Here is a 20,256-nt window from a genome sequence, read left to right as displayed (position 1 = left end):
GCTGCAGGTGAGATCGCGTTCCCAGCGCTCGAGCGGGCAGGCAGTAGCGACACGCGGGCATGATGCCGAACCTAGGCGAGGGCTATTGGTTCGTTCGTCGCGGCCCACGCAGCGCGGTCTACCGTGGAGCCGAGAGCGAGGTGGCGGTATGGCAGAGCCGTTCGAGGTGACGGATGAAGACGAGCTGCGGCAGGCCGCAGAGATCCGCAGGCGGATCGATCAGGCGCCGCTCTTGCTGGACCGGTACGAGCAACTGCCGACCGTGCCCGCGCTCGGCTCAGACATGGCCGGCGACGACATGGCCACGGCGTGGATGACGAGTAGTCACCTCGTGAACGCGACGCTGCTGATGGCGGCGGACAACATGCGAGCACTGTGCGGGCTGCTGTTGCCGACGGACAGGCTGTCGATGCCGCTCTTCGCACACTACCCGCTCCTGCGATCCATCCTCGAGGCGTCAGCGCTGGTGAAGTGGCTCCTCGAGTCCGACGACCGCAACGGCAGGATCACCCGGATGCTGCGCACGAGGTGGTCGGACACGATCCACAGCCGTGACCTCAAGAAGGAGGAGGTCGAGACTGTGAAAGCTATGGGCGAGTATGACGTCGAGGAGCTGGACCGCGCAGAGAAGGCGATCTCTGAACGCTACGCGCGGGATGTGGCCAAGATCCGTGAGATCGCCGGCGCCTTCTCCATCTCCCACTCGGTAGTGAAGAAGGGTCAAGCCCCCTGGGTGCATATGGTGCGAGCGGTGTGTGCGGTAGCTGCGGGGCCGGACTGGATTGCGGTTCCCGGCGAGTATGCCGCGAGTACGTGGCGATCGCTGAGCGGGCTATCCCATCCGTCCTACGGCGGGCCGGTCAACAACTCATCGATGGAGCGGATCGGGGACGGTTCGTCCAAGGGCACCCTGCTCGCGCGGTTCAGTGCGGATCTCGGGCTGACGCAGCGCGCGGTTGATGTGGCGTGGAACACCCTGCACGAGGCAATCGACCTCGTCGAGCAGCGATACGCGACTGCTCGCTGAGGGACCTCACCTACACCCGGGGCGTCGAACATCTGGACGGCGACGCCGTCATCGTGCGCCCACCCCGACGTGATACGGAGTGAGCCGTCGCCCTCGAGCATGATCGTAGTCGCGCGAATAATAGCGTCACGTTGCCATCTAATGTGACGATCTCCTTTGAATCGCGATGGACGACGATGTGACATCTCCACGTGAATGAGTCCAACTTGCAGAAACGCTCGGCACCGATTCCGTGACACCTCAAAAGACGATCCGTCGGGCAATTACTGTGTACCCAGTGAACCGAAAATATTCCAGTCGGGTGAGGAATACGCGGCCGTCGGCGAGGTCCGTGCGTGGGCTCGTCCGTGCGATCTGTCGACTGAGTGCCAGCCCGGAGTGGTTGGTCGCCTCCCTCACTGAGACGTTGAACGCCATGCCCACGCCCACCCGGCTGACGGCAGCTGAAGTCGAGTATCTGCTGAGCTCGAGCGCGTTCACGCCCGACCAGGTCACTCAAACCAGCGACAGAGTTGCTCGGGGTTCCCTGGCTCTCGCCGGCGCGGAGAGCTTTCTATCCGCTCTTTACGGCACCTGGACCCTCACGCAAGTCGCGTCCTTCCTGGGCGTATCGAATCCAGAGGTTCTTGGGGCTGTCCAGCGTGGGGAGCTCTACGTGGTCTCGATTGCGGAGAGCCTCAGATTCCCGGTCTTCCAGTTCGACATCGGTCATCCCGAGCGGCTGATCCCGCACCTCCCCGAACTCATCGCGGCAGTCGGCGGTCGCTGGAGTTGGCTCAGCACCGTGGCCTTCATGGAGACGCGTCAGCAGAGCCTGGTCGCCGCTACCAAACAGACGCCGCGCGCCTGGCTACTTGACGGGGGCAGCTTCGACGACGTCAAGCAGATTATCGAGTCCGCAGGCCTGCGCTAACTATCCCGCTGTAGAGAGGACTGTGCAATGACCACCAACTCATGGCGACAAGAATGGCCCGCGCACAGGGTCAGACTGATTGACGTCACCGCCCGGTATCTCGTGGACGGGCAGGCTCGCGCCAGCCAAGGGGAACTACCGAGTTGGAACGAACTCCCACCCGAGCATCAGAGCAACTTCAGCGACACTGTGGCTGCGGTCTTCGTTGCTCAAGCGCAGGCGTTCGCAGAGATCGAAGCAAACATCAGAGATGCCGATGGCTCGCGCACCGGCGAATAGCGCGACGAAGCGTAATGCCGACGCTGTCGCATGTAAAGCAGAAGCACCGACCATCGGACGCCCTAGCAAGGGGACCCGCGATGCGATCCTGATCCGCCCCGGCGCCGAGCTGGCGGCTCTGCTCAGACGCGAGGGGCCTCAGAACTTCATGACTGCAGGAGAGCACGCAGTCTCCCTCCTCGCACGCCATTTCGGGATGCCTCAGTTTGCGCCTAAGCCGTCGCTTAGGAACCCCGAGAGATACATAACGCGCAACCAAGTCACTGATGACCGCGTCTCGATTCAGGTGCGGCCGCCCATCGAGTTCGGCGGGCTGCTTAAGGAGTGTGCACGGGTCGCTGACATGAGCTATGGCGCCTACGTCGTCGCCATACTCGAACAGGCGGTCTCCCGCGGCGACCTCCTCCCTGAGTTCAGCGCGACGGTGGGAGTTGCCAACACCACTGAGGGATATGACTCTCAAGTGGGGACCGAAAGCTCAAGCCGGCTGGATGATCGCGGGATCCCCGGTGTCCACGGTTCGTGAGTTGTTCACCTTCCGGTCGACGACGTACTGCCGGATGGTTGCGGCAACTTCCTTGGAAGAGCCGTCAAGGATGGTGAGCAGCTCTTCGCGGCCGCCGCGGTCGAGCTTCTCGGGCTCCAACCACGCCTCCATAGCGTCTGGGTCAAGGAAAGCGGGCATCCGATCGTGGACCTCGCCACTGGCGTCGCGTGCTTCGCGGGTGACGACGACGAAGCAACGCACGTGTTCACCGTGCACGTCCATCGACCAGGTGAGGCCGGCTGCGGCGAGCAGTCCGTCGCCATGGAGGAAGTGCGGGGTCTTATCGCCCTTCTCACCTGTCCACTCGAAGTAGCCGCGCATCGGAACCACGCACCGCGCCGCGGTGAACGCGGGCGCCCAAAACCCGGTGGCGAGCTTCTCGATCCGGGCGTTGATGATAGGGGCGCCCTTGGGCCGGTTGGCGGGCTTCTGCCAGTCCCAGCGCACGAGCTCCAGAATGCGCCCCTCGCCACGGTCGCGGACGATCGGGGCATCGTCGGTCGGCGCGATCGAGTAAGAGCCGTTCCACGACTTCCACCAGTCTTCGGGCTCACCGCCCTCCGCGACGAACTCCCGCACGAGCTCGTCGGTCTGTCGGTGGAGAGCAGTATTTCGGGAGGCAGTATTCGCACCACGGCTTGGTGGGCTCCATGTTGACCAGGTGATGATCGTGTCCGCCGGTTACGCCTGCTCGGGCAATGCTCGGATCGCCCGTTCGATCTGGGACGTGGTTGGTGCCCCAGCGAACCCGTTCTCCGTTGTGTAGACGCGGCACGCAAGTGCCTGTACAGGAGATGTCGGGAATAGGTCGACGCCGTCGGCCAGGAGCGTGGGCGATCCTCCGAACCCGAGGCTTGCCGCTTCGGCCTCGGTGTGGATCGTCACCAGCTCGACGGCGACGCCCCCGAGCCCGAGAGCGTCGAGCGCCGCGCGTGCGTTGGCTTCGGCGATGTCCGTGTTGGGGCAGTCGACGATGTGCAGCAATTCCACTTTCATGAGGCGCTTTCCGTTCTCTCGCTGTTGGTCATCGTGCGAGCGTTCGGCAGGAGGAGGTTCAGGCAGACGAGTCCGACCCCAATCACGACGAAGACGTCGGCGACGTTCCCGACGAAGAGGTCGCCGTAGGCGAGGAAGTCGGTGACGTGGCCGCGGCCGAACGCGGGCGGGTTCATGATTCGGTCGATGAGGTTGCCGACCGCGCCGCCGAGGACCAGCCCCAGCGCGAGGCCCCAGCGGGCACCGCGCAGCCGAATGGCGAAGATGACCACCGCGGCGGAGGCGAGTACGCCGATGAGGGTGATGATCCAGGTGGCCCCGGAGCCGAGCGAGAACGCGGCTCCGGGGTTGTAGACCAGGGACAGGCCGAACAGGTCCCCGACCAGTGGGATCCGTTCCCCCGGGGCCAGCTGTGCCACGGCGAGGGCCTTCGAGGCCTGGTCGAGCACCACAGCGAGCACGGCCACGACCAAGGTGAAGCCAAGGGCTCTCCTCGCCTGCGGCCGTGGGCCCGTACGGTCTTCGCCGACTGTCGCGGCGACGTCCTGCACGGTCACGCGATGGTCTTCCGGGTCCGGGCGGCGCGCAGACCGTTGAGGATCACGACGACCTCGGCGATCTCGTGCACGAGCACCACGGCGGCGAGGCCGAGGACGCCGAAGAGGGCGAGCGGGAGCAGGGCGCTGATGATCAGCAGCGACAGGATGATGTTCTGGTTGATGATGTGCCGTCCGCGGCGGGCGTGGTCGAACGCGCGCGGCAGCAGCCGCAGGTCGTGGCCGGTGAAGGCCACGTCGGCGGACTCGATCGCGGCATCGGAGCCGGTCGCGCCCATCGCGATGCCGATATCGGCAGCGGCCAGGGCGGGGGCGTCGTTGATGCCGTCGCCGATCATCGCGACCGAGCCCTTCGCACCGAGCTCTGCGATCGCAGCGGCCTTGTCCTCCGGGCGCAGTTCGGCGCGGACGTCCTCGATCCCCGCTTGGGCGGCGAGGGCGCGGGCGGTGCGAGCGTTGTCGCCGGTGAGCATCGTGACCCCGATGCCCTGCGCGGCGAGGGTACGGACGACCTCGGGGACCTCCGGGCGCAGCTCGTCGCGGACGCCGATCGCGGCGACCGGCTCGCCGTCGCGGTGGACGATCACGACCGTCATGCCCTGCTCCTCCAGCCCCGCGACCTGGTCGCCGAGGAATCCGGCGTCGAGCCAACGCGGGCTGCCGACCGTGATCCGCGCGCCGTCGAGCTCGCCTTCGATGCCGTGACCTGCCTGCTCGGTCACGCCCTCGGCTGCAGGGGCCTCAGGCGCTGCAGCGGTGATCGCGGCCGCGAGGGGGTGGGTGCTGTGCTGCTCCAACGACGCCGCCCACGCCAGCGCCTGCGCCTCGGTCACGCCGTCGGCGGTGAGCACCGCGGTGACGGCGGGCTCGTTGCGGGTCAGGGTGCCGGTCTTGTCGACCGCGACGTGGCGGATCACGCCGAACCGCTCGAACACGGCCCCGGACTTGATGATCACGCCGAACTTGCTCGCCGACCCGATGGCGGCCACCACGGTCAGCGGGACCGAGATCGCCAGCGCGCAGGGCGATGCCGCGACCAGCACGACGAGTGCGCGGGTGATCCACAGCTCCGGGTCGCCGAGCAGCGACCCGATGATCGCGACGAGAGCGGCGAGGATCAGCACGCCGGGCACGAGCGGGCGGGCAATGCGGTCGGCGAGACGGGCGCGGTCTCCCTTCTCCGCCTGCGCCTTCTCCACCAGGTCGACGATCGTGGTCAGCGAGTTGTCCGTGCCGGCCGCGGTCGTCTCGACCTCCAGCGCCCCCGCGGTGTTGATCGCACCCGCCGACACGGCATCGCCGGGCTCGACCTCGACCGGGATCGACTCCCCCGTGATCGCGGACGTATCCAGGCTGGAACGTCCCGTGCGGACGACGCCGTCGGTCGCGATCCGCTCGCCCGGCCGCACCAGCATCAACTGACCGACAGCCAGGTCCTTCGCGGCGACCTCCACCGAGACGCCGTCGCGGCGGACGGTCGCGGTCTCCGGGACGAGCTTGAGCAGCGCCCGGAGCCCGCCGCGAGCACGGTCCATCGCCTTGTCCTCCAGCGCCTCGGCGATCGAGTACAGGAACGCCAGGGCGGCGGCCTCCTCGACGTAGCCGAGGATCACCGCGCCGACGGCGCTGATGGTCATCAGCAGGCCGATGCCGAGCTTGCCCTTGAACAGCTTCCGGATCGCGCCCGGGGTGAACGTCGACGCGCCCAGCAGCAGACCGATCCAGAACGCCACCAGTGCCGGGATCTCCATCCCGGACCACTCCAGCGCCAGGCCGGTGAGGAAGGCGACGCCGGAGAAGACCGGGACCATGATCCCGCGGTCCCGCCACCAGGGGCGCTCCGCCTCCTCGGCTTCATCGCCTATGACAGTCTCGGGCTCGTCGTGCTCGCAGCCGCACGCCGCGCTCACTCGCCTGCTCCCGTCCCGCAGCAGCCCGGCACGGTGCACGAAGAGTCCACGCAGGGAGCGTGCTCGTCGACAGCAAGCGTCACGTCCACCAGTGCGGTGAGCGCCGCCGCGAGGTGCGGGTCGGCGATCTCGTAGCGCGTCTGCCGCCCCTCAGGCTCGGCGACCACGATGCCGCAGTCGCGCAGACAGGTCAGGTGGTTCGAGACGTTCGAGCGGGTCAGCTCCAACTCGCGCGACAGCACGGCCGGATAGCTCGGGCCGCCGAGCAAGGTCATCAGGATCCGGGAACGCGTCGGGTCCGCCATGGCCCGGCCGAGCCGGTTCATGACGTCGAGGCGAGAAGCAATAGTCAGCATGCACTGATTATACAGTGCTTGCTGAACTTACGAGGCAAGGAGGCTGTCGACGGAGAGACGAGGTCCCGGGGACAGTGCACGGCAATCGGAGTCGCTCAGACGAGTTCGCTGACCAACTGTTCGATGCGGGTGCGGATCTCGTCGCGGATCGGACGGACGGCGTCGATGCCCTGCCCGGCCGGGTCGTCGAGCTTCCAGTCCTCGTAGCGCTTGCCGGGGAAGAACGGGCACGCATCGCCGCAGCCCATGGTGATGACGACGTCGGAGGCCTGCACCGCTTCGGTGGTGAGGACCTTGGGCTGCTCGGCGGTGATGTCGATCCCGAGCTCGCCCATGGCCTCGACGGCGACGGGGTTGATCTGGTCGGCTGGCATGGACCCGGCGGAACGCACTTCGATGCGATCGCCTGCGCGGTCGCGCAGGAATCCGGCGGCCATCTGCGAGCGGCCGGCGTTGTGTACGCAGACGAAGAGGACGGAGGGCTTGGGTGCGGTGGTGTCGATCATGGTGGCTCCTGTGAGGGATGGGTCAGTGGGTGAGTTCGTTGACGAGGGCACGGACGCGGCCTTCGATGTCGTCACGGATGGCTTCGACGCCTTCGCGCGAGGCGAGGGCGGGGTCCCCGACCGCCCAGTCGTCGTAGCGAACCCCGGGGATGATGGGGCAGACGTCGCCGCAGCCCATGGTGATGACGACGTCGGCGGCGCGGACGGCGTCATCGGTGAGGGGCTTCGGGAAGCGCGCGGCCGCGGCATCGCCTTCGATCTCGGCGAGGATCGAGCGCACGTGGGGGTGGATGATCTCGGCGGGGCTGGATCCGGCGGAGCGGGCGATGACTTTGCCGCCGGCGATCTGGTTGACCAGGGCCGCGGCGAGCTGGGAGCGGCCGGCGTTGGCGACGCAGACGAAGAGCACTTGCGGGACGGAGTGGTTGCGGTCTCTGGTGATGTCTGCGAGTCGTTGCCTGGCGAAGCGTTCGGTGAGAGGGACGAGCGCGCCGGTGACTTTCGCGGTACGGGCCAGCGACGTGTAGGACTCACGCACGATGCTCAGCACAGTCTCCGGGGCGAGCTCGGGGATCTCGGCGGCGAGTTCGTCGGCGAGGTGGGTGATCCGGATGTCGAAGTCTGGGCGGATGTCGCGATCTTCGCTGTTCCCGTCCTCGCTGGGCGCCGTCATGGTCGCCGGGGCGAAGGAGTCCAGCAGGGCGGTGACGGCGCTGCGGCGGCTCGGGTTGATGCGATACCAGACCCATGTCCCGCGGCGTTCCGAGGTGAGCACGTCGACGTCCTTGAGCACCTTCAGGTGGTGCGACACGGTCGGCTGTGACACGTCTGCGAGCTCGGCGAGGTCGCAGACGCAGGACTCGCCGCGCGGGTCCGAGGCGATCGCAGAGAGCATCCGCAGTCGCAGCGGGTCGGCGAGTGCCTTCAGGGTCGCGGCCACCGTGCCGGCGGCCTCCTGGCCGATGGCGTGCGTGGCGACCGGGCTGCAGGCGTCGGCCGTGCCGGTGAGGGTGAGGTTCATGAGGTGATCCTTTCGCCGGTGTACGGATCGGTGTGGAACCAGGCTCGGGCCGCCCAGAGTGAGACGTAGACGAGCCCGACCAGGACGGGCACTTCGATGAGCGGGCCGACCACGCCGGCGAGGGCCTGGCCGGAGGCGGCGCCGAAGGTGCCGATGGCGACGGCGATCGCGAGTTCGAAGTTGTTGCCCGCTGCAGTGAAGGCCAGCGAGGTGGAGCGGGCATAGTTCAGCCCGAGTGCCTTGCCGGTGAGGATGCCGGTGAACCACATGATCGCGAAGTACGCCAGCAGCGGGATGGCGATGCGCGCGACATCCAGGGGATGGGACGTCACCTGCTTTCCTTGCAGAGCGAACAGCAGCACGATGGTGAACAGCAGCCCGTACAGCGCCCACGGTCCGATCACGGGCAGGAACTTCTCCTCGTACCAGTCGCGGCCGCGGCGCCGCTCGCCGATCCACCGGGACGCGAAGCCGGCGACCAGCGGCACGCCGAGGAAGACGAGCACGTTCAGCGCGATCTGCCAGACCGAGATCTCCAGCCCCTGGGTGTCCAGCCCGAGCCACCCGGGCAGCACGGTCAGGTAGAACCAGCCCAGCAGCGAGAACGCGACCACCTGGAACACCGAGTTGATCGCGACCAGTACGGCGGTCGCCTCACGGTCGCCGCAGGCGAGGTCGTTCCAGATCACGACCATCGCGATGCAGCGGGCGAGCCCGACGATGATCAGTCCGGTGCGGTACTCGGGCAGGTCGGGCAGGAAGATCCAGGCCAATGCGAACATCACGGCCGGGCCGACCAGCCAGTTCAGCACCAGCGAGGAGATCAGGAGCTTCTTGTCTCCCGTGACGGCGGCGATCCGGTCGTAGCGGACCTTCGCCAGCACCGGGTACATCATCACCAGCAGTCCGAGCCCGATCGGCACCGAGATGCCGCCGACCTCCATCCGGCCGAGCAGATCCGACAGCGCCGGCACGAACCGCCCCAGAAGCAGACCCGCGACCATGGCGAGCCCGATCCACAGCGGCAGCCACCTGTCCAGTGTGGAGAGCCGCCGGGTTGCGGCCCGGGCAGGGGTGGTGGTTGCGGTGGTCATGCGAGCAGTCCTTCGATCTTCTCGGCGATGACAGGCTTCGGGTGCGCGCCGATGAGGATGTCCGTGCGTGTGCCGTCGCGGTAGAAGCCGAGAGTGGGGATGGAGGTGACGCCGGCGGCGATCACTGTCTCGGGGTTCTGGTCGGCGTCGACCTTGACGATCTTCACGCGCCCCTCGTACTCGGCAGCGAGCTGCTCGAGCAGCGGGGCGACCTGCCGGCACGGCCCGCACCAGGTGGCCCAGATATCCACCACGACGGGGAGGTCGGAGCCGAGGACCTCGTCCTGGAACGTCGCGTCGGTGACGGCGGTGAGCGTGCTCATGCGAAGACCTCCTCGGTCTCGGTCAGGGCGTCCAGAGGCGCGGTCGCGTTCTCGAAGGCGGCGAGGAAGTGCTGGGCGTCCTGCGCTGCGGCGCAACCTGTGCCGGCGGCGGTGATCGCCTGCCGGTAGGTGTGGTCGACGAGGTCGCCGGCGGCGAAGACGCCGGAGAGGTTCGTGCGGGTCGAGGGGTGATCGACGAGTACGAAGCCGGCGGCGTCGGTGTCGACCGTTCCGGTGACGAGCTCGGAGCGGGGGTCGTGGCCGATGGCCACGAAGAGCCCCGTCGCGGGCAGGTCGCGCTCGGCGCCGGTGACGGTGTCGCGAAGCGTGACGGACTCGAGCTTCTCGGCGCCGTTGAGGCGTGCGACTTCGCTGTTCCAGGCGACCTCGATCTTCGGGTGGTCGAGAACGCGCTGCGCCATGATCTTCGATGCCCGGAACTCGTCGCGGCGGTGCACGATCGTCACCTTGGGGGCGAAGCGGGTGAGGAACAGGGCCTCCTCCATCGCGGAGTCGCCTCCGCCGACGACGAGGATCTCCTGCTCGCGGAAGAAGAACCCATCGCAGGTGGCGCACCAGGACACTCCGCGGCCCGTGAGGCGCTCCTCGTCCGCGAGGCCGAGCTTGCGGTACGCCGACCCCATCGCGAGGATCACCGCGCGGGCGTGGAAGGCCTCCCCTGCACCCGTCTCGATGACCTTGATCGGTCCCTCGAGGTCGACGCGGATCGCGTCATCGAGGAGGATGCGGGCACCGAAGCGCTCGGCCTGCTGACGCATCGACTCCATCAGTTCCGGGCCGTTGACCGGGTCGACGAAGCCGGGGAAGTTCTCCACCTCGGTCGTGGTCATCAGTGCGCCACCGGTCGTCACGGAGCCGGCGATCACCACGGGCGCCAGGTTCGCACGGGCCGCGTAGATCGCAGCGGTGAACCCCGCAGGGCCGGACCCGACGATGACCAGCTCAACCTCTTGAATCGACATGCTTCTATATTGACATCAATCTATGCAAGGCGCAATCGGCTCTGGCGTCGTTCACCGACTCTTCACCTGGACACGCGAAGAGGGCGGCCTCCCACGGGAAGCCGCCCTCTTTCCGAGACCGTCAGCCGACGGTGACGGGGCGCGAGCCGATCTGCAGCACGGACGGCGTGGCGCAGCAGCTGCTGCCTTCGGCGTCGAAGCCGCCGGCGCCGCCGCACACTCCGGTGTCGGGCAGGACAAGCTCGTTGCGGTCCGCGGCCTCATGGTCGCCGGCAAGGTGGGCTGCGACGCTGCGCACCTGCTCGTAGCCGGTGAGCGCGAGGAAGGTGGGGGCGCGGCCGTAGGACTTCGCACCGACGATGAACAGGTCCTTCTCCGGCTGTGCGAGCTGGCGTGCGCCGGTCGCTCCCACCGAGCCGCAGGAGTGGATGTTGGGGTCGATCTCCGAGGCGATCCCGGCCACGGCGTCCAGCGATCCGTCGAGCTCGATGCGCACCTCCCGCAGGATGCTGGTGTCGGGGCGGAACCCGGTGAGGGCGAAGACGCGCGTGACACCCGAGATCTCCTGGCCGTTCTCGGCGAGGATCGTGAGCGTGTCGCCGTCCTGCTGGAACTCCGCGACGCGGAACCCGGTGACGACCTCGACGACGCCGGCTTCGATGACCTTGCGTGCGCGGGAGCCGAGTGCGGCCCGCTCGGGCAGCTCATCTCCCGTTCCGCCGCCGAACACGTTCGTTGCACTCCCGCGGCGCAGCAGCCAGGTCACCTTGGTGACCGGCTCGCGACGCGCCAACTCACTCAGGCGCAGCACTGCGTGCGTCGCGGAGTGGCCGGCGCCGACGACGACCACGTGCGAGCCGGCCAGCTCGAACACGTCGTCTGGGATCCGGTATGAGATGCGCTCCGAGGCAGCCGTCTCGCCGACCGCGGGGTATCCGTCAGCGCCCGCGGGGTTCGGAAGTGACCACGTGCCGGTCGCGTCGATTACAGAGCTGGCGAGGATGCGGCCATCACGGCCGTCCTGGTCGACCGTGTGCACGACGAACGGCTGCGCCTTCCGGCCGCTCGCGACGACCTTGTCTCGACCCTGACGAGCGACACCGGTGACGGTGGTGCCGTAGAGCACCCGGTCGCCCAGAGCGTCGGCGAGCGGGGAAAGGTACTCGCTGACCCACTCAGCCCCGGTCGGGTAGCCGCTTGCTGGCGCCGTCCAGCCGGTCGGCTCGAGAAGGCGTCGCGCTGCGGCATCGGTGAGCTCCGGCCACCCGGAGAACAGTCGCACGTGTCCCCACTCGGACACGGCAGCACCGGCCGAGCCGCCCCGCTCGACGACCACGGCGTCAACGCCGCGTTCGGTCAGGTGGGCGGCTGCAGCCAGGCCCTGCGGACCGGCACCGATGACGACGACAGGAAGCTCAGACATCACATCTCCTCAGATCGAAAAACTTCAATACGAGAACACTCGCTTACCTATCGAAGTTTGTCAATACGTGTCAGACTATCCGCATGAGCCTTCCCGTGACCATCGAGCAGAGCACGTGCTGCGTGCCGCGCATCACCGCATCGATCACCCCCGAGGAGGCCGAGCGTTCCGCTCGGGTGTTCAAGGCCATCGGTGATCCGACCCGCGTGATGCTGCTCTCCCTTATCGCCGGCACCGAAGGCGGCGAGGCCTGCATCTGCGACCTCATCGAGCCGGTCGGATTGTCACAGGGGACGGTCTCGCACCACATGAAGCTCCTCACCGACGCCGGGCTTGTCACCCGCGAACAGCGCGGGAAGTGGGCGTACTTCGCGCTCAACGACGGGGCGCTCGAGGCGGCCGCGGATGCGCTGCGACCTGCCGCGCTGGGCAGTGCGAACTAGTAGTCAGCGACGCACGGCTGGGTAGTTCGACCAGATCCCGCCGGCTTTGCTCTTACGCCGGTCCGCCGTGTGGTTGCCGATTCCGATGACGTCGGCAACCACGGCCGAGGGCATCCGCATGCTCAGCAGGTTCATCCGGGTCTCGCGTGACACGCGTGGACGGATCCCGAGTTCCGTGAGGCGCAGCCTGATGTAGGCCGCAGTCATGTGAGCGCCGGGCGAGAGTCCCTCGAACAGCCAGCTCGATTCCCCCGCGGCGTATCCCCGTCGCGGCGCGTCGGAGAGGTGCCGTCTGACGATGTCCCCGACCCGGTCATCGAGCACGACGGGCGTGACCCCGAACCGCACGGTCACCTGCGCCCCGGTGGCGTCTACTCGGTCGCGAGTCATACTGACGGCGCGTCCGAGGATCTGCGCATAGAGGAGCATGAACAGCCCTGCCACGCGCACTTCCAGTTCCACATCTTCTCCGTTGAGCAGAAGGTCGATATCGCGCCACAGCTCCTCCTCGGTCACGTTCGACATCGTGTTTCGTGCAGCCCGGACGTTGGTGGCGAGGTCGCCCGTCAGCCGCGTCTTGGTCGCCCACCGCACGAAGTGCTCCACGGGCTCTCGCGTCTTGACGCGGGCGATGTAGTGATCGAGCGTGCGTTGATCAAGGTCACTGACGGCGAGCCCGCGAGCATCCATCCAGGTCAGGAACCGGACGACCGCGGCCAGTTTCCCGCGCTGGCCGATGAAGGCCTCGTTGGACAGGTCTCGATCGCGGTCTCGATAGCGCCTGTGAAGCTTGGGCAACACGTCCCATCTGTAGAAGCGGCGGAGCTTGTTCCCGGTCGGGCGCTCGAGAGTCGCAGCCACCGCGGCAACGTGCAGCGTGAGCTCGTGCTGCAGCACGTGGATGTTCGGCAGCACCTGGGCTTCGATGAGCAGACGCCGGAAATACCGCGTTGCTGGCCTTTGCTGGAGTTGATCAAGAGACGAGTGATCAACGGGCAGCGCGCCCGTGGCCATGCCGCGCAGAGTCTCTGTGACGTGCGGCCGCCGCAGCCAGCGCACCACCGAACGCGGGTCCATCGGCGCGTTCGCAAGGTACACGCGAAGCTTGGTCAGCTCGATCGGAGCCGATCCCTTGGGTCCGATGAGCTCGTCCAGTCGTGCCTGCAGCCGGCATCGCCCGCAGTGCGTTCCGGTCAGGAACTCCTCACTGCCGCACGTGCGGCACGCGAACCGTGGCGGGTGTCCGGCGCAGATCGCACAGGTGATCACGCCTTCATCGGTGCGAAATGCGAGGACTCGGATGTTCCCGCACAACGGACACTCTGACGGGTTCCTGCGGAGCGCGCTGTAGCAGACGTTGCAGATCTTCTCGCCGAGCAGCGAGTAACGGCCCGCGCTCGAACGCCCGCAACGGTCACACGTCTGTGACGGCGTAGCCGTCATCGGCCTGGATCGGCGGGACGATGAAGTCGCGCACGCACAGGACGAAGGTCCCCGATCGCCGTGTCACGCCCCCGCCCAGTGCCCGTCTTCTTCGCCGCTGCCGGTCGCGCCACGACAGTGATGAGGTCGTTCGGCTGGCATCCGAAGATGCGGCACAGCGCCGCAAGAACTTCGACGTTCAACCGCTCCGGTGCTTTGGTGACCAGTCGATACACCTGCTCGCGGGACAAGACGATGCCCTGCTCGCGCAGCGGCGCGAGCAGCTCCGTGGTCTGGAACATCCCAGCCTCGGCCATCAGAGCACGCAGGTGCCAGTCGATCGGCCCCTTCGAGTCAGTCCCCATCACGGTCCTCCGTGTTCCTCTTGAGCGCATCAGCGAGCACCCGGTTCTTATAGTCGTCCCCGACAGACGTGTAGATCGCCGTCGTCGAAGCGAACGTGTGGCCCACCTGATCCTGCACGAACTTCTCGCTGTAGCCCCACTCGATGAGGTTCGTCACATAGGTGTGCCGCAGCGAGTGCAGAACCAGCTCTTCCGGAAGTCCGGCTTCGTCGCGCAGCTCGGCGAAACGGTCGTTCAGGTAGCGGCCACCGATTCTGGTCCTGCGCTCCGTCGGCCAGAGGATGTCCGTCTCCCAATCACCGACCACCCGCGGCCGGCCCTGGTCCACCCAATGGGTGAGGCCGTCAACGACCCAGTCGAATTCGGGCAGAGTCAGCACGGTCCGTCGCTTCGGACCGGTGCCCCGACTGCCCTTCCCGTGCCGGACATACACCGCTCCGAAACTCCCGAACCCCGGGGCCACCGGGTTCGACCGCAGATCGGCAACGTCGAGCCCAATGCACTCGGAACGCCGCAGCCCAAAGGCGTAGATGGTCTTGAACATCTGCGCGTTCCGGAGCGCAGCAAGCGCACCCTTCCTCCTGGCACGTACGATCGCCTCGACCCGAGCATCCGCAGCATCGAAGAACCGCTCCAGCTCATCGAAAGTGAGCGCACGTCGCCCGGGATCCCCCTCATGGTCGAGCAGGTGCGAGATCGTGTTCCAGTCATGGCAGATCTGCTGCGGCGCATCCCCGAACCGAGCCAGACACTCCGCCTGCCAGCCGTACCGCGGGTCAGTGAGGAAGTCGCAGAACAGACGGATCCTCGTCTGATACCCCCGAATCGTTGACCGCTTCAAGGGACCCTTGCCGGGTCGCACGCGCACTGAATAGTCCTCGAGATCCCGCGGCTGCCACTGCCACGGGTACGCCGCGCAGAACTCGGCGAAATCCTCGATGAACCGCCGGCGCGAATCGATGGTGGTCGCCTGCAAACCGCGACTTGTCTGCTGGTTCGCCCAGCCATCCAGCATCGACTCGAAGACGTACTTCCCCTCATCGAGGGCGACGACATTTCCTGTCAGCCGCAGCGAAGAGCGACCATCAACATCTGAACCAGAACGCACCCCTCCATGGTTGCAGCAGTTGCATCATTGTTGCAACCACTCTCCATGATCTTCACCCGCAGAGGCTGTTGGACACGTTCGTGAAGCACCACCCCAGCAGGCAAGAAGGTGACTTGGTAGCCGAATCACCCTTGTCGGCACCATACGCGACAGCCACGCCGCCCGTGATCCACTCCTGGGCTCGGCGGCCAGCTCCCGCCGAGCCTCCTGCCGCGACCGAGAAACTCCAGATCAACCATGCAATCGCAAGCAAGTGATGCATCTGATGTCGATACTGCTTGGTCTTGGCGTCCATCGCGAATCGTCCACACATGCTGGTGACCCTACTCCGCCAGCTACCATTCATGACTTGTCACTCTGGATAGGGTCACACCATGACCTTCAACGATCAGTTCGCCCTATTCACGATTGCCTCGTGGGCAGCGGCAGCCTTGGCATTCATCATCAGTCTGCTCATCCTGTACTGGGTGATTCGGCTCGCCGTCACTCACGGTCTCCGCTCCCACCACCACTGGCTGGAGGAGAACGGGCGCCGCTGACTCAGTCATCTAGCTGCACGGCGTTGCCCCACACCCAGCACCGAAGCGTCTGATCCTCACACCGGAACTCGATGCCGGCCGCCAAGGGAGTGGAGCGCACGATCTTCGCATCGACGCGGATCGACTCCGGTCCGAACCGGACCCACGCTCTCACCCTCCGCTGCAAACGCCACGGATAGACGGTCATGGGGTGCTCGTCGAGGGCGAGTTCCCTTTCGGTCAACGACTGTAGCGGCCCGCGCTTCGCCGCCTCGCGGATAGACGCCCACTGCGACCGTCTGTCGACGTTTGCTTCGCGCAGGGCGCTCGGTCGTCCCATGGCCGGTGTCCTTCCTCCGGCCGAGAGCTTAGATTCTACGTCCGACGGCGGCCATCGTCGAAGTCGGCGCCATCGAACTCGCGCGGCATCTCGACCTCGTCAAGCGGCTGCAGGTGCCCACAGTGCGGGCAGGCAAACGCGTGCGGCTCCGTGCGCATCACGATGTCGCATTCGGGGCAGTGCGGCTGCACGGCGAAGTCGTCCACGGGGCAAGCGTATGCCCGCGTCCAACCCGTTGGGTGGTCAAGTCCACCTCTGAGCGGTGTTGTGGGTGCCCTCTAGCGCATCGCGATGGCAGAGTCGACATTGCTGCCGGTCCTGTCCTTGGAGAGAAGGTGCAGAACGCATGGACGAAGACGAAGTGAAGCGACACTTGGCGTTGATTCAGAAGTCGCACGAGCTGGAGGGCAAGCAGGTCGCCCCTGACGCGTTGGATCGCGCCCGTCGCATCCTCTCAGGCTCCCTGAGCGCCATCGATGCAGAGACGGAACTCGCCGATGCTCTACTGCGAATCTCGTTGCGCGAGAATCAACCTCGAGACGGGTCGGTCTGAGACCCCACGTGGTGCAGGCTGAGGATCGCGGCTGCTGCGGTGTCGTGACCCGGAAGGCCCGTGATGCAGCTGAAGCTACCTGCGCCAACGACGAGTTCTGAGACGAGGCTGGCGTCCGCGACGCGCGCGCTGATTCGGAAATCAATGCTCTCGGCGATGCGGTTGAAACTCGAATACTCAATTAGGCGAAGTAGAACCGCAATGAGTGCCGTCGTCCACGCTGTCACCGTTGAGGTGACGCCGATAATCAACAGAACCAGTACCGCACCTTACCGCTTAGCGATTGGCACCGCTTCCAAGTATGTCGGTTGCTTCCCGCTCAAATCGAGCACATGCGTGCCGAAGTCCCCGGTAGTAGCACCATCGAATGAGTCGACGTCGAAGTCGCCGCCCGGATAGAGGATTGACATGTTCAGCGCAGGTCCGATGGTGGAACTCATCTGCGTATAGCGGCTGAAAAGCCCCCTAATCCGGTTTTTGACATGTCGAGGATTCGTGCATTCTTCTAGTAGAACTCTGAGTGCTTCAATGTCCTCGCTACGCACAACGCCGTACGCTCCCACGGCTTGAATGAATGTGAGCGGCTCCTGCACATCCTTCTTTGGTTGAAACGGCAAGAAATTGAACCGACTGCTAGCGACGGGATGGTCAGCGACGCCCCACTCTTGAAAGTTACTCATCAAGAGGTAGCGGGGCGAGGCGAATAGTCGTTGCGGATCATACACAAAACCTGAAGCCATCACCGTGAAGCGGCGATCCTGCCCACGATATGCCATAAACGACGGCGATGTGAACAAGTCGCGTACTTCGATTTTCGCCCATACCCAGAAAGCATCAAAGTTCTCACCGCACTTAGCCCAAGCCCGTGTAAAACACTCGGCAAGATGGTGGATCATCGGCTTGCCTTCCACAAGAGCAAGCCCGGTATATCCAACGAGATAGTCGGAGTCCGGCAACTTCAGGAGGAGGGCCTTGCACGCGTTCTCGGCAGCCACGGTAGTACGACCCTTGATCACCGACGTCAATCGTCGATCTGCGATCTGAATCACGTAGTCAGTAGAGCCTGCTGTCAGGATCAATGTCATTTGCTCGCTCGCCGAATCTCGCTCAGTTTCGATCTTTCATCCGCCTACTGGTTCGGTTCGATCGGCATCCCGCCGGGTCGCGCCGCGGACTCTTGCATGTCCGCAATGTCGGCATACAGGTGCGGATTAGGGTTGGCAATGGTCACTTTGAAGGTGCCCCTCGAACCGAGCGCAGTGCGGCTGCAGGGCGAAGTCCTCCACGCGGCAAGCGTATACGCGTCCTAACCCCGCGGACGGTCAGCTTGACCCGGCGAATGGGGCTTGGCGCCGATACTGGTAACCCTGCGTATCAAGGTTGGGCGTATACGAGCTGAGTCAGGCTGTGGTTCAGCCGAGGGGCCTGACATCGCGAGCGTGGTCACGGCCTTGGCAGCAACGCCGATCGCGGGCACCATGGCGCGTGCGCCGATCTGCTCGGCCAGGGGCGCGCAGCGGGACCGTGCTGCTTCATCTGTCGGAGAACGCAGCGCGGCACCGGCACCACTGCGCATCCGGCTCGGGCATGTTCCCCCGCGAAGGGCTGGGGCAGTCAGTTCCGGCCTTCAGAGCGACGCGGGGGAGGGAATCGAGGACGCGTGCTCGGCGGCATGTGGGGATGCGACTGAGGGTCTGCGCTGGCGCTGGCCTAGACTCAGCACTGAGCGGGGACGGTTGTCCACGCTCCTGGTCGATCCATCCAGGAAGGTTGGGACATGTTCTTCAGGGCTCGGGCCAGCCTGTAAGTGGCGAGTAACAGGACCGCGCTGGAACGTCGCGCGGTCCTTTGTTCTGCCCACTCGCCCGCTCATTCCTGAGGGAAGTTCATGTCTTCTACCGATTCCTCTTCTTCTCTGCGATCCTCGCTACCACGGCCCAGGTGGCCATTGCTATTGTCCAATGCCTTGGATGCCGCTGGGCGTCGGGGTGTCGACTTCGTAACTGATGTCTTGGCGGTACTGGTTCTTGGAGCCAGTGCTGCGCAGATGGGTTTGCTCAACGCCATCGGAACACTGGCATTCCTCGTGCTGGGGATCCCGATTGGGGTCCTGGTCGACCGCTCGCCCACGGTGCGGCTGCTCGCTGGCTCTGGCCTGGTCCGAGCAATGCTGCTGGCGACGGTGATCACTGCCCTGGCACTGGACTCGCTGACCATGGTCCACTTGTACCTGGTCGCTGGGTTAGTCGGCACCACTACGGTCGTCACCGAGACCACACAGACTGCCATTGCCCCTCGAGTCGCCGGACAGGACGCGGTGGCCGCCCTGGAGATGCTCGATCCTCCACGCGATGAGTTCCCGCCTCGCCCCGACGAGACCTGTCACTATTACGAGGCGGAAATCAGCTTCTTCGAACGAGTCGACGTCCACGTCGTCTGCTTCGCCTCCGACCAGGTCAGCAGGATCGGAACGGTTCCCGCGCCATGACCCCGGAGGATCGCACCGACACCCCGCCGATCCGTGTCCTGATCGCGGATGACGACCAGCTCGTCCGCACCGGCGTCGCCGCTATTCTCGCCTCCGCCACTGACCTTGACATCACCGCCCTCGCCAGCAACGGCCACGAGGCCGTCGACGCCGCGGCAACACACCGCGTTGACGTCGCACTGCTGGATATCCAGATGCCACGACTCGACGGCATCGGAGCTCTCCGTGAGATCCGGCACCGACTGCCCGAGCTTCCGATCGCCATGCTCACCACCTTTTCCGACGACCATCTCATCGCCGATGCGATCAACGCCGGCGCCCTCGGTTTCCTCCTCAAGTCCGACGAACCTCAGCAACTCATTGCCGGCGTCAGGGCCCTCGCGCACGGCGGAGGCGCGTTCTCCCCTCGAGTCGCCCGCTGGCTCGCCGCCGAGCAACGAGCGGGCCACCGCACCCGAACCGCGCGAGACGAACTCACTGCCCTGCTCACCGAGCGCCAGATCGAGCTCCTCACCCACATCGCTCGCGGACTCTCCAACGCCCAGATCGGCAGGGCCATGCATCTGTCCGAAGGCACCGTCAAGCAATACGTCTCCCAGCTCTTCAACACCCTCGGCATCGACAACCGTGTCCACGCCGCCATCACCGCCTACCGACATGGACTCATCACCTGAAGCCGACCCTGACCACACTAATGGTGGGTAGTGGCGCACTCGAGAGCATGGTCATCGTCGGCATCTAGATGGCGGTCGTCTACAGCGGCGCAATCTTTTAACCAAAGTGGACAGCGCGTCCGCGATCAGTCCCCGCTCCCCTGATCGTCGAAGGCAGTAGCGTCGTGACGGTTTCGATGCGCGTGATGATCGCGAGGGATGGCTACAAGCACCTCCTGCGCACGGTCGCGGCCAAGGACGACGACCGCGAGCCAACCCCGTAGGGCCGGCAAAGTAGTTGCGTTTCGATCGGGTAGTTTCTGCGGTTCCCAGATTACGGGCTTAAGGGTCGTTCGTGCTGTCCGCACAGGCCTCAGTCAACCTGCGTCTCGATGCAGTAGCGTCGCAGTTCTGCGATCATCGCGGTCTTG

The 20,256-nt window shown here is 65.8% G+C and carries 27 protein-coding genes; 9 read left to right on the top strand and 18 right to left on the bottom strand.

Annotated features, from left to right (window positions below; genetic code table 11):
* Positions 1-148 precede the first annotated feature (148 nt).
* The 4 genes from PGB26_RS07345 to PGB26_RS07330 all read left to right on the top strand — a co-directional run bounded on the left by PGB26_RS07345 (position 149) and on the right by PGB26_RS07330 (position 2,745).
* On the top strand, positions 149-1,027 hold the full coding sequence (locus tag PGB26_RS07345) for a hypothetical protein (protein ID WP_271636999.1): 879 nt from the start codon (positions 149-151) through the stop codon (positions 1,025-1,027).
* A gap of 415 nt (positions 1,028-1,442) precedes the next feature.
* Positions 1,443-1,940: a hypothetical protein gene (locus PGB26_RS07340; RefSeq protein WP_271636998.1), complete on the top strand. Its 498-nt coding sequence runs from the start codon at positions 1,443-1,445 to the stop codon at positions 1,938-1,940.
* A gap of 27 nt (positions 1,941-1,967) precedes the next feature.
* Positions 1,968-2,219 carry a hypothetical protein gene (locus tag PGB26_RS07335; RefSeq protein ID WP_271636997.1) on the top strand — a complete coding sequence of 84 codons (252 nt, stop codon included), beginning with the start codon at positions 1,968-1,970 and terminating at the stop codon, positions 2,217-2,219.
* 148 nt (positions 2,220-2,367) lie between these two features.
* The gene (locus PGB26_RS07330; protein ID WP_271636996.1) at positions 2,368-2,745 is read left to right on the top strand and encodes a hypothetical protein; all 378 of its coding nucleotides are present in this window, start codon (positions 2,368-2,370) and stop codon (positions 2,743-2,745) included.
* On the opposite strand, the gene PGB26_RS07325 is transcribed toward PGB26_RS07330, so the two are convergent.
* The 11 genes from PGB26_RS07325 to PGB26_RS07275 all read right to left on the bottom strand — a co-directional run bounded on the left by PGB26_RS07325 (position 2,698) and on the right by PGB26_RS07275 (position 11,935).
* Positions 2,698-3,345 (bottom strand): SOS response-associated peptidase, encoded by a 648-nt coding sequence (locus PGB26_RS07325; protein WP_271636995.1) that lies wholly within the window; start codon positions 3,343-3,345, stop codon positions 2,698-2,700. The genes PGB26_RS07330 and PGB26_RS07325 overlap by 48 nt on opposite strands.
* A 102-nt stretch (positions 3,346-3,447) precedes the next feature.
* Positions 3,448-3,762, bottom strand: a complete 315-nt coding sequence (locus tag PGB26_RS07320) for a hypothetical protein (RefSeq protein ID WP_016465414.1) — start codon at positions 3,760-3,762, stop codon at positions 3,448-3,450.
* Complete coding sequence (gene lspA / locus PGB26_RS07315; RefSeq protein ID WP_016465415.1) at positions 3,759-4,319, bottom strand: signal peptidase II; 561 nt, start codon at positions 4,317-4,319, stop codon at positions 3,759-3,761. The genes PGB26_RS07320 and lspA overlap by 4 nt, the downstream gene beginning before the upstream one ends.
* Entirely contained in the window at positions 4,316-6,229 is a 1,914-nt protein-coding gene (locus tag PGB26_RS07310; RefSeq protein ID WP_016465416.1) for a heavy metal translocating P-type ATPase, read from the bottom strand. Before PGB26_RS07310 ends, lspA begins: the two co-directional genes overlap by 4 nt.
* Complete coding sequence (cmtR, locus tag PGB26_RS07305) at positions 6,226-6,585, bottom strand: Cd(II)/Pb(II)-sensing metalloregulatory transcriptional regulator CmtR (protein WP_016465417.1); 360 nt, start codon at positions 6,583-6,585, stop codon at positions 6,226-6,228. Before cmtR ends, PGB26_RS07310 begins: the two co-directional genes overlap by 4 nt.
* A 95-nt stretch (positions 6,586-6,680) precedes the next feature.
* A complete protein-coding gene (locus tag PGB26_RS07300) occupies positions 6,681-7,091 on the bottom strand; it encodes an arsenate reductase ArsC (RefSeq protein ID WP_016465418.1) in 411 nt (136 codons plus the stop codon).
* A gap of 22 nt (positions 7,092-7,113) precedes the next feature.
* Positions 7,114-8,112 (bottom strand): metalloregulator ArsR/SmtB family transcription factor, encoded by a 999-nt coding sequence (locus tag PGB26_RS07295; protein WP_016465419.1) that lies wholly within the window; start codon positions 8,110-8,112, stop codon positions 7,114-7,116.
* Positions 8,109-9,206 carry an ACR3 family arsenite efflux transporter gene (arsB, locus tag PGB26_RS07290; protein WP_016465420.1) on the bottom strand — a complete coding sequence of 366 codons (1,098 nt, stop codon included), beginning with the start codon at positions 9,204-9,206 and terminating at the stop codon, positions 8,109-8,111. The genes PGB26_RS07295 and arsB overlap by 4 nt, the downstream gene beginning before the upstream one ends.
* On the bottom strand, positions 9,203-9,529 hold the full coding sequence (trxA, locus tag PGB26_RS07285) for a thioredoxin (protein ID WP_016465421.1): 327 nt from the start codon (positions 9,527-9,529) through the stop codon (positions 9,203-9,205). Before trxA ends, arsB begins: the two co-directional genes overlap by 4 nt.
* Positions 9,526-10,512: a thioredoxin-disulfide reductase gene (trxB, locus tag PGB26_RS07280; RefSeq protein ID WP_271636994.1), complete on the bottom strand. Its 987-nt coding sequence runs from the start codon at positions 10,510-10,512 to the stop codon at positions 9,526-9,528. The genes trxA and trxB overlap by 4 nt, the downstream gene beginning before the upstream one ends.
* A gap of 121 nt (positions 10,513-10,633) precedes the next feature.
* Positions 10,634-11,935, bottom strand: a complete 1,302-nt coding sequence (locus PGB26_RS07275; protein WP_271636993.1) for an NAD(P)-binding domain-containing protein — start codon at positions 11,933-11,935, stop codon at positions 10,634-10,636.
* 83 nt (positions 11,936-12,018) lie between these two features.
* Here PGB26_RS07275 and PGB26_RS07270 point away from each other — a divergent pair, with 83 nt between their 5' ends.
* A complete protein-coding gene (locus tag PGB26_RS07270) occupies positions 12,019-12,378 on the top strand; it encodes an ArsR/SmtB family transcription factor (RefSeq protein WP_061015170.1) in 360 nt (119 codons plus the stop codon).
* Positions 12,379-12,381: 3 nt separating this feature from the next.
* Here the strand turns inward: PGB26_RS07270 and PGB26_RS07265 are convergent, their stop codons facing one another.
* Genes PGB26_RS07265 through PGB26_RS07250 form a run of 4 tightly spaced genes read right to left on the bottom strand, consistent with a single transcriptional unit; the run spans position 12,382 to position 15,568 of the window.
* Complete coding sequence (locus PGB26_RS07265; RefSeq protein WP_271636992.1) at positions 12,382-13,821, bottom strand: hypothetical protein; 1,440 nt, start codon at positions 13,819-13,821, stop codon at positions 12,382-12,384.
* The gene (locus PGB26_RS07260) at positions 13,818-14,165 is read right to left on the bottom strand and encodes a helix-turn-helix domain-containing protein (protein WP_061015168.1); all 348 of its coding nucleotides are present in this window, start codon (positions 14,163-14,165) and stop codon (positions 13,818-13,820) included. The genes PGB26_RS07265 and PGB26_RS07260 overlap by 4 nt, the downstream gene beginning before the upstream one ends.
* On the bottom strand, positions 14,155-15,273 hold the full coding sequence (locus PGB26_RS07255; protein ID WP_233486705.1) for a tyrosine-type recombinase/integrase: 1,119 nt from the start codon (positions 15,271-15,273) through the stop codon (positions 14,155-14,157). The genes PGB26_RS07260 and PGB26_RS07255 overlap by 11 nt, the downstream gene beginning before the upstream one ends.
* A 52-nt stretch (positions 15,274-15,325) precedes the next feature.
* Positions 15,326-15,568, bottom strand: a complete 243-nt coding sequence (locus PGB26_RS07250) for a hypothetical protein (RefSeq protein ID WP_271636991.1) — start codon at positions 15,566-15,568, stop codon at positions 15,326-15,328.
* Positions 15,569-15,647: 79 nt separating this feature from the next.
* Here PGB26_RS07250 and PGB26_RS07245 point away from each other — a divergent pair, with 79 nt between their 5' ends.
* On the top strand, positions 15,648-15,812 hold the full coding sequence (locus tag PGB26_RS07245) for a hypothetical protein (RefSeq protein WP_271636990.1): 165 nt from the start codon (positions 15,648-15,650) through the stop codon (positions 15,810-15,812).
* 1 nt (position 15,813) lies between these two features.
* On the opposite strand, the gene PGB26_RS07240 is transcribed toward PGB26_RS07245, so the two are convergent.
* Both PGB26_RS07240 and PGB26_RS07235 read right to left on the bottom strand, forming a co-directional pair.
* Positions 15,814-16,131 carry a hypothetical protein gene (locus PGB26_RS07240; RefSeq protein ID WP_271636989.1) on the bottom strand — a complete coding sequence of 106 codons (318 nt, stop codon included), beginning with the start codon at positions 16,129-16,131 and terminating at the stop codon, positions 15,814-15,816.
* A 35-nt stretch (positions 16,132-16,166) separates the two neighbouring features.
* Positions 16,167-16,337: a hypothetical protein gene (locus PGB26_RS07235; RefSeq protein WP_271636988.1), complete on the bottom strand. Its 171-nt coding sequence runs from the start codon at positions 16,335-16,337 to the stop codon at positions 16,167-16,169.
* Positions 16,338-16,477: 140 nt separating this feature from the next.
* On the opposite strand from PGB26_RS07235, the gene PGB26_RS07230 reads away from it, so the two are divergent.
* The gene (locus PGB26_RS07230; RefSeq protein ID WP_271636987.1) at positions 16,478-16,684 is read left to right on the top strand and encodes a hypothetical protein; all 207 of its coding nucleotides are present in this window, start codon (positions 16,478-16,480) and stop codon (positions 16,682-16,684) included.
* Between the two features lie 269 nt (positions 16,685-16,953).
* Here the strand turns inward: PGB26_RS07230 and PGB26_RS07225 are convergent, their stop codons facing one another.
* Positions 16,954-17,733, bottom strand: coding sequence for a hypothetical protein (locus tag PGB26_RS07225; RefSeq protein WP_271636986.1), 780 nt, complete (start codon positions 17,731-17,733; stop codon positions 16,954-16,956).
* A gap of 998 nt (positions 17,734-18,731) precedes the next feature.
* Between PGB26_RS07225 and PGB26_RS07220 the strand changes: the two genes are divergently transcribed.
* Positions 18,732-19,172 (top strand): hypothetical protein, encoded by a 441-nt coding sequence (locus PGB26_RS07220; RefSeq protein WP_064846260.1) that lies wholly within the window; start codon positions 18,732-18,734, stop codon positions 19,170-19,172.
* A complete protein-coding gene (locus tag PGB26_RS07215; RefSeq protein ID WP_010154757.1) occupies positions 19,169-19,846 on the top strand; it encodes a response regulator in 678 nt (225 codons plus the stop codon). Before PGB26_RS07220 ends, PGB26_RS07215 begins: the two co-directional genes overlap by 4 nt.
* The last annotated feature ends 410 nt before the right edge of the window (positions 19,847-20,256 follow it).

It is taken from the genome of Microbacterium sp. nov. GSS16 (genome assembly GCF_028198145.1).
Classification (GTDB): Bacteria; Actinomycetota; Actinomycetes; order Actinomycetales; family Microbacteriaceae; genus Microbacterium.
The sequence above is the reverse complement of the archived record's forward strand: the minus strand, read 5'-3'. Positions and strand labels throughout refer to the sequence as shown.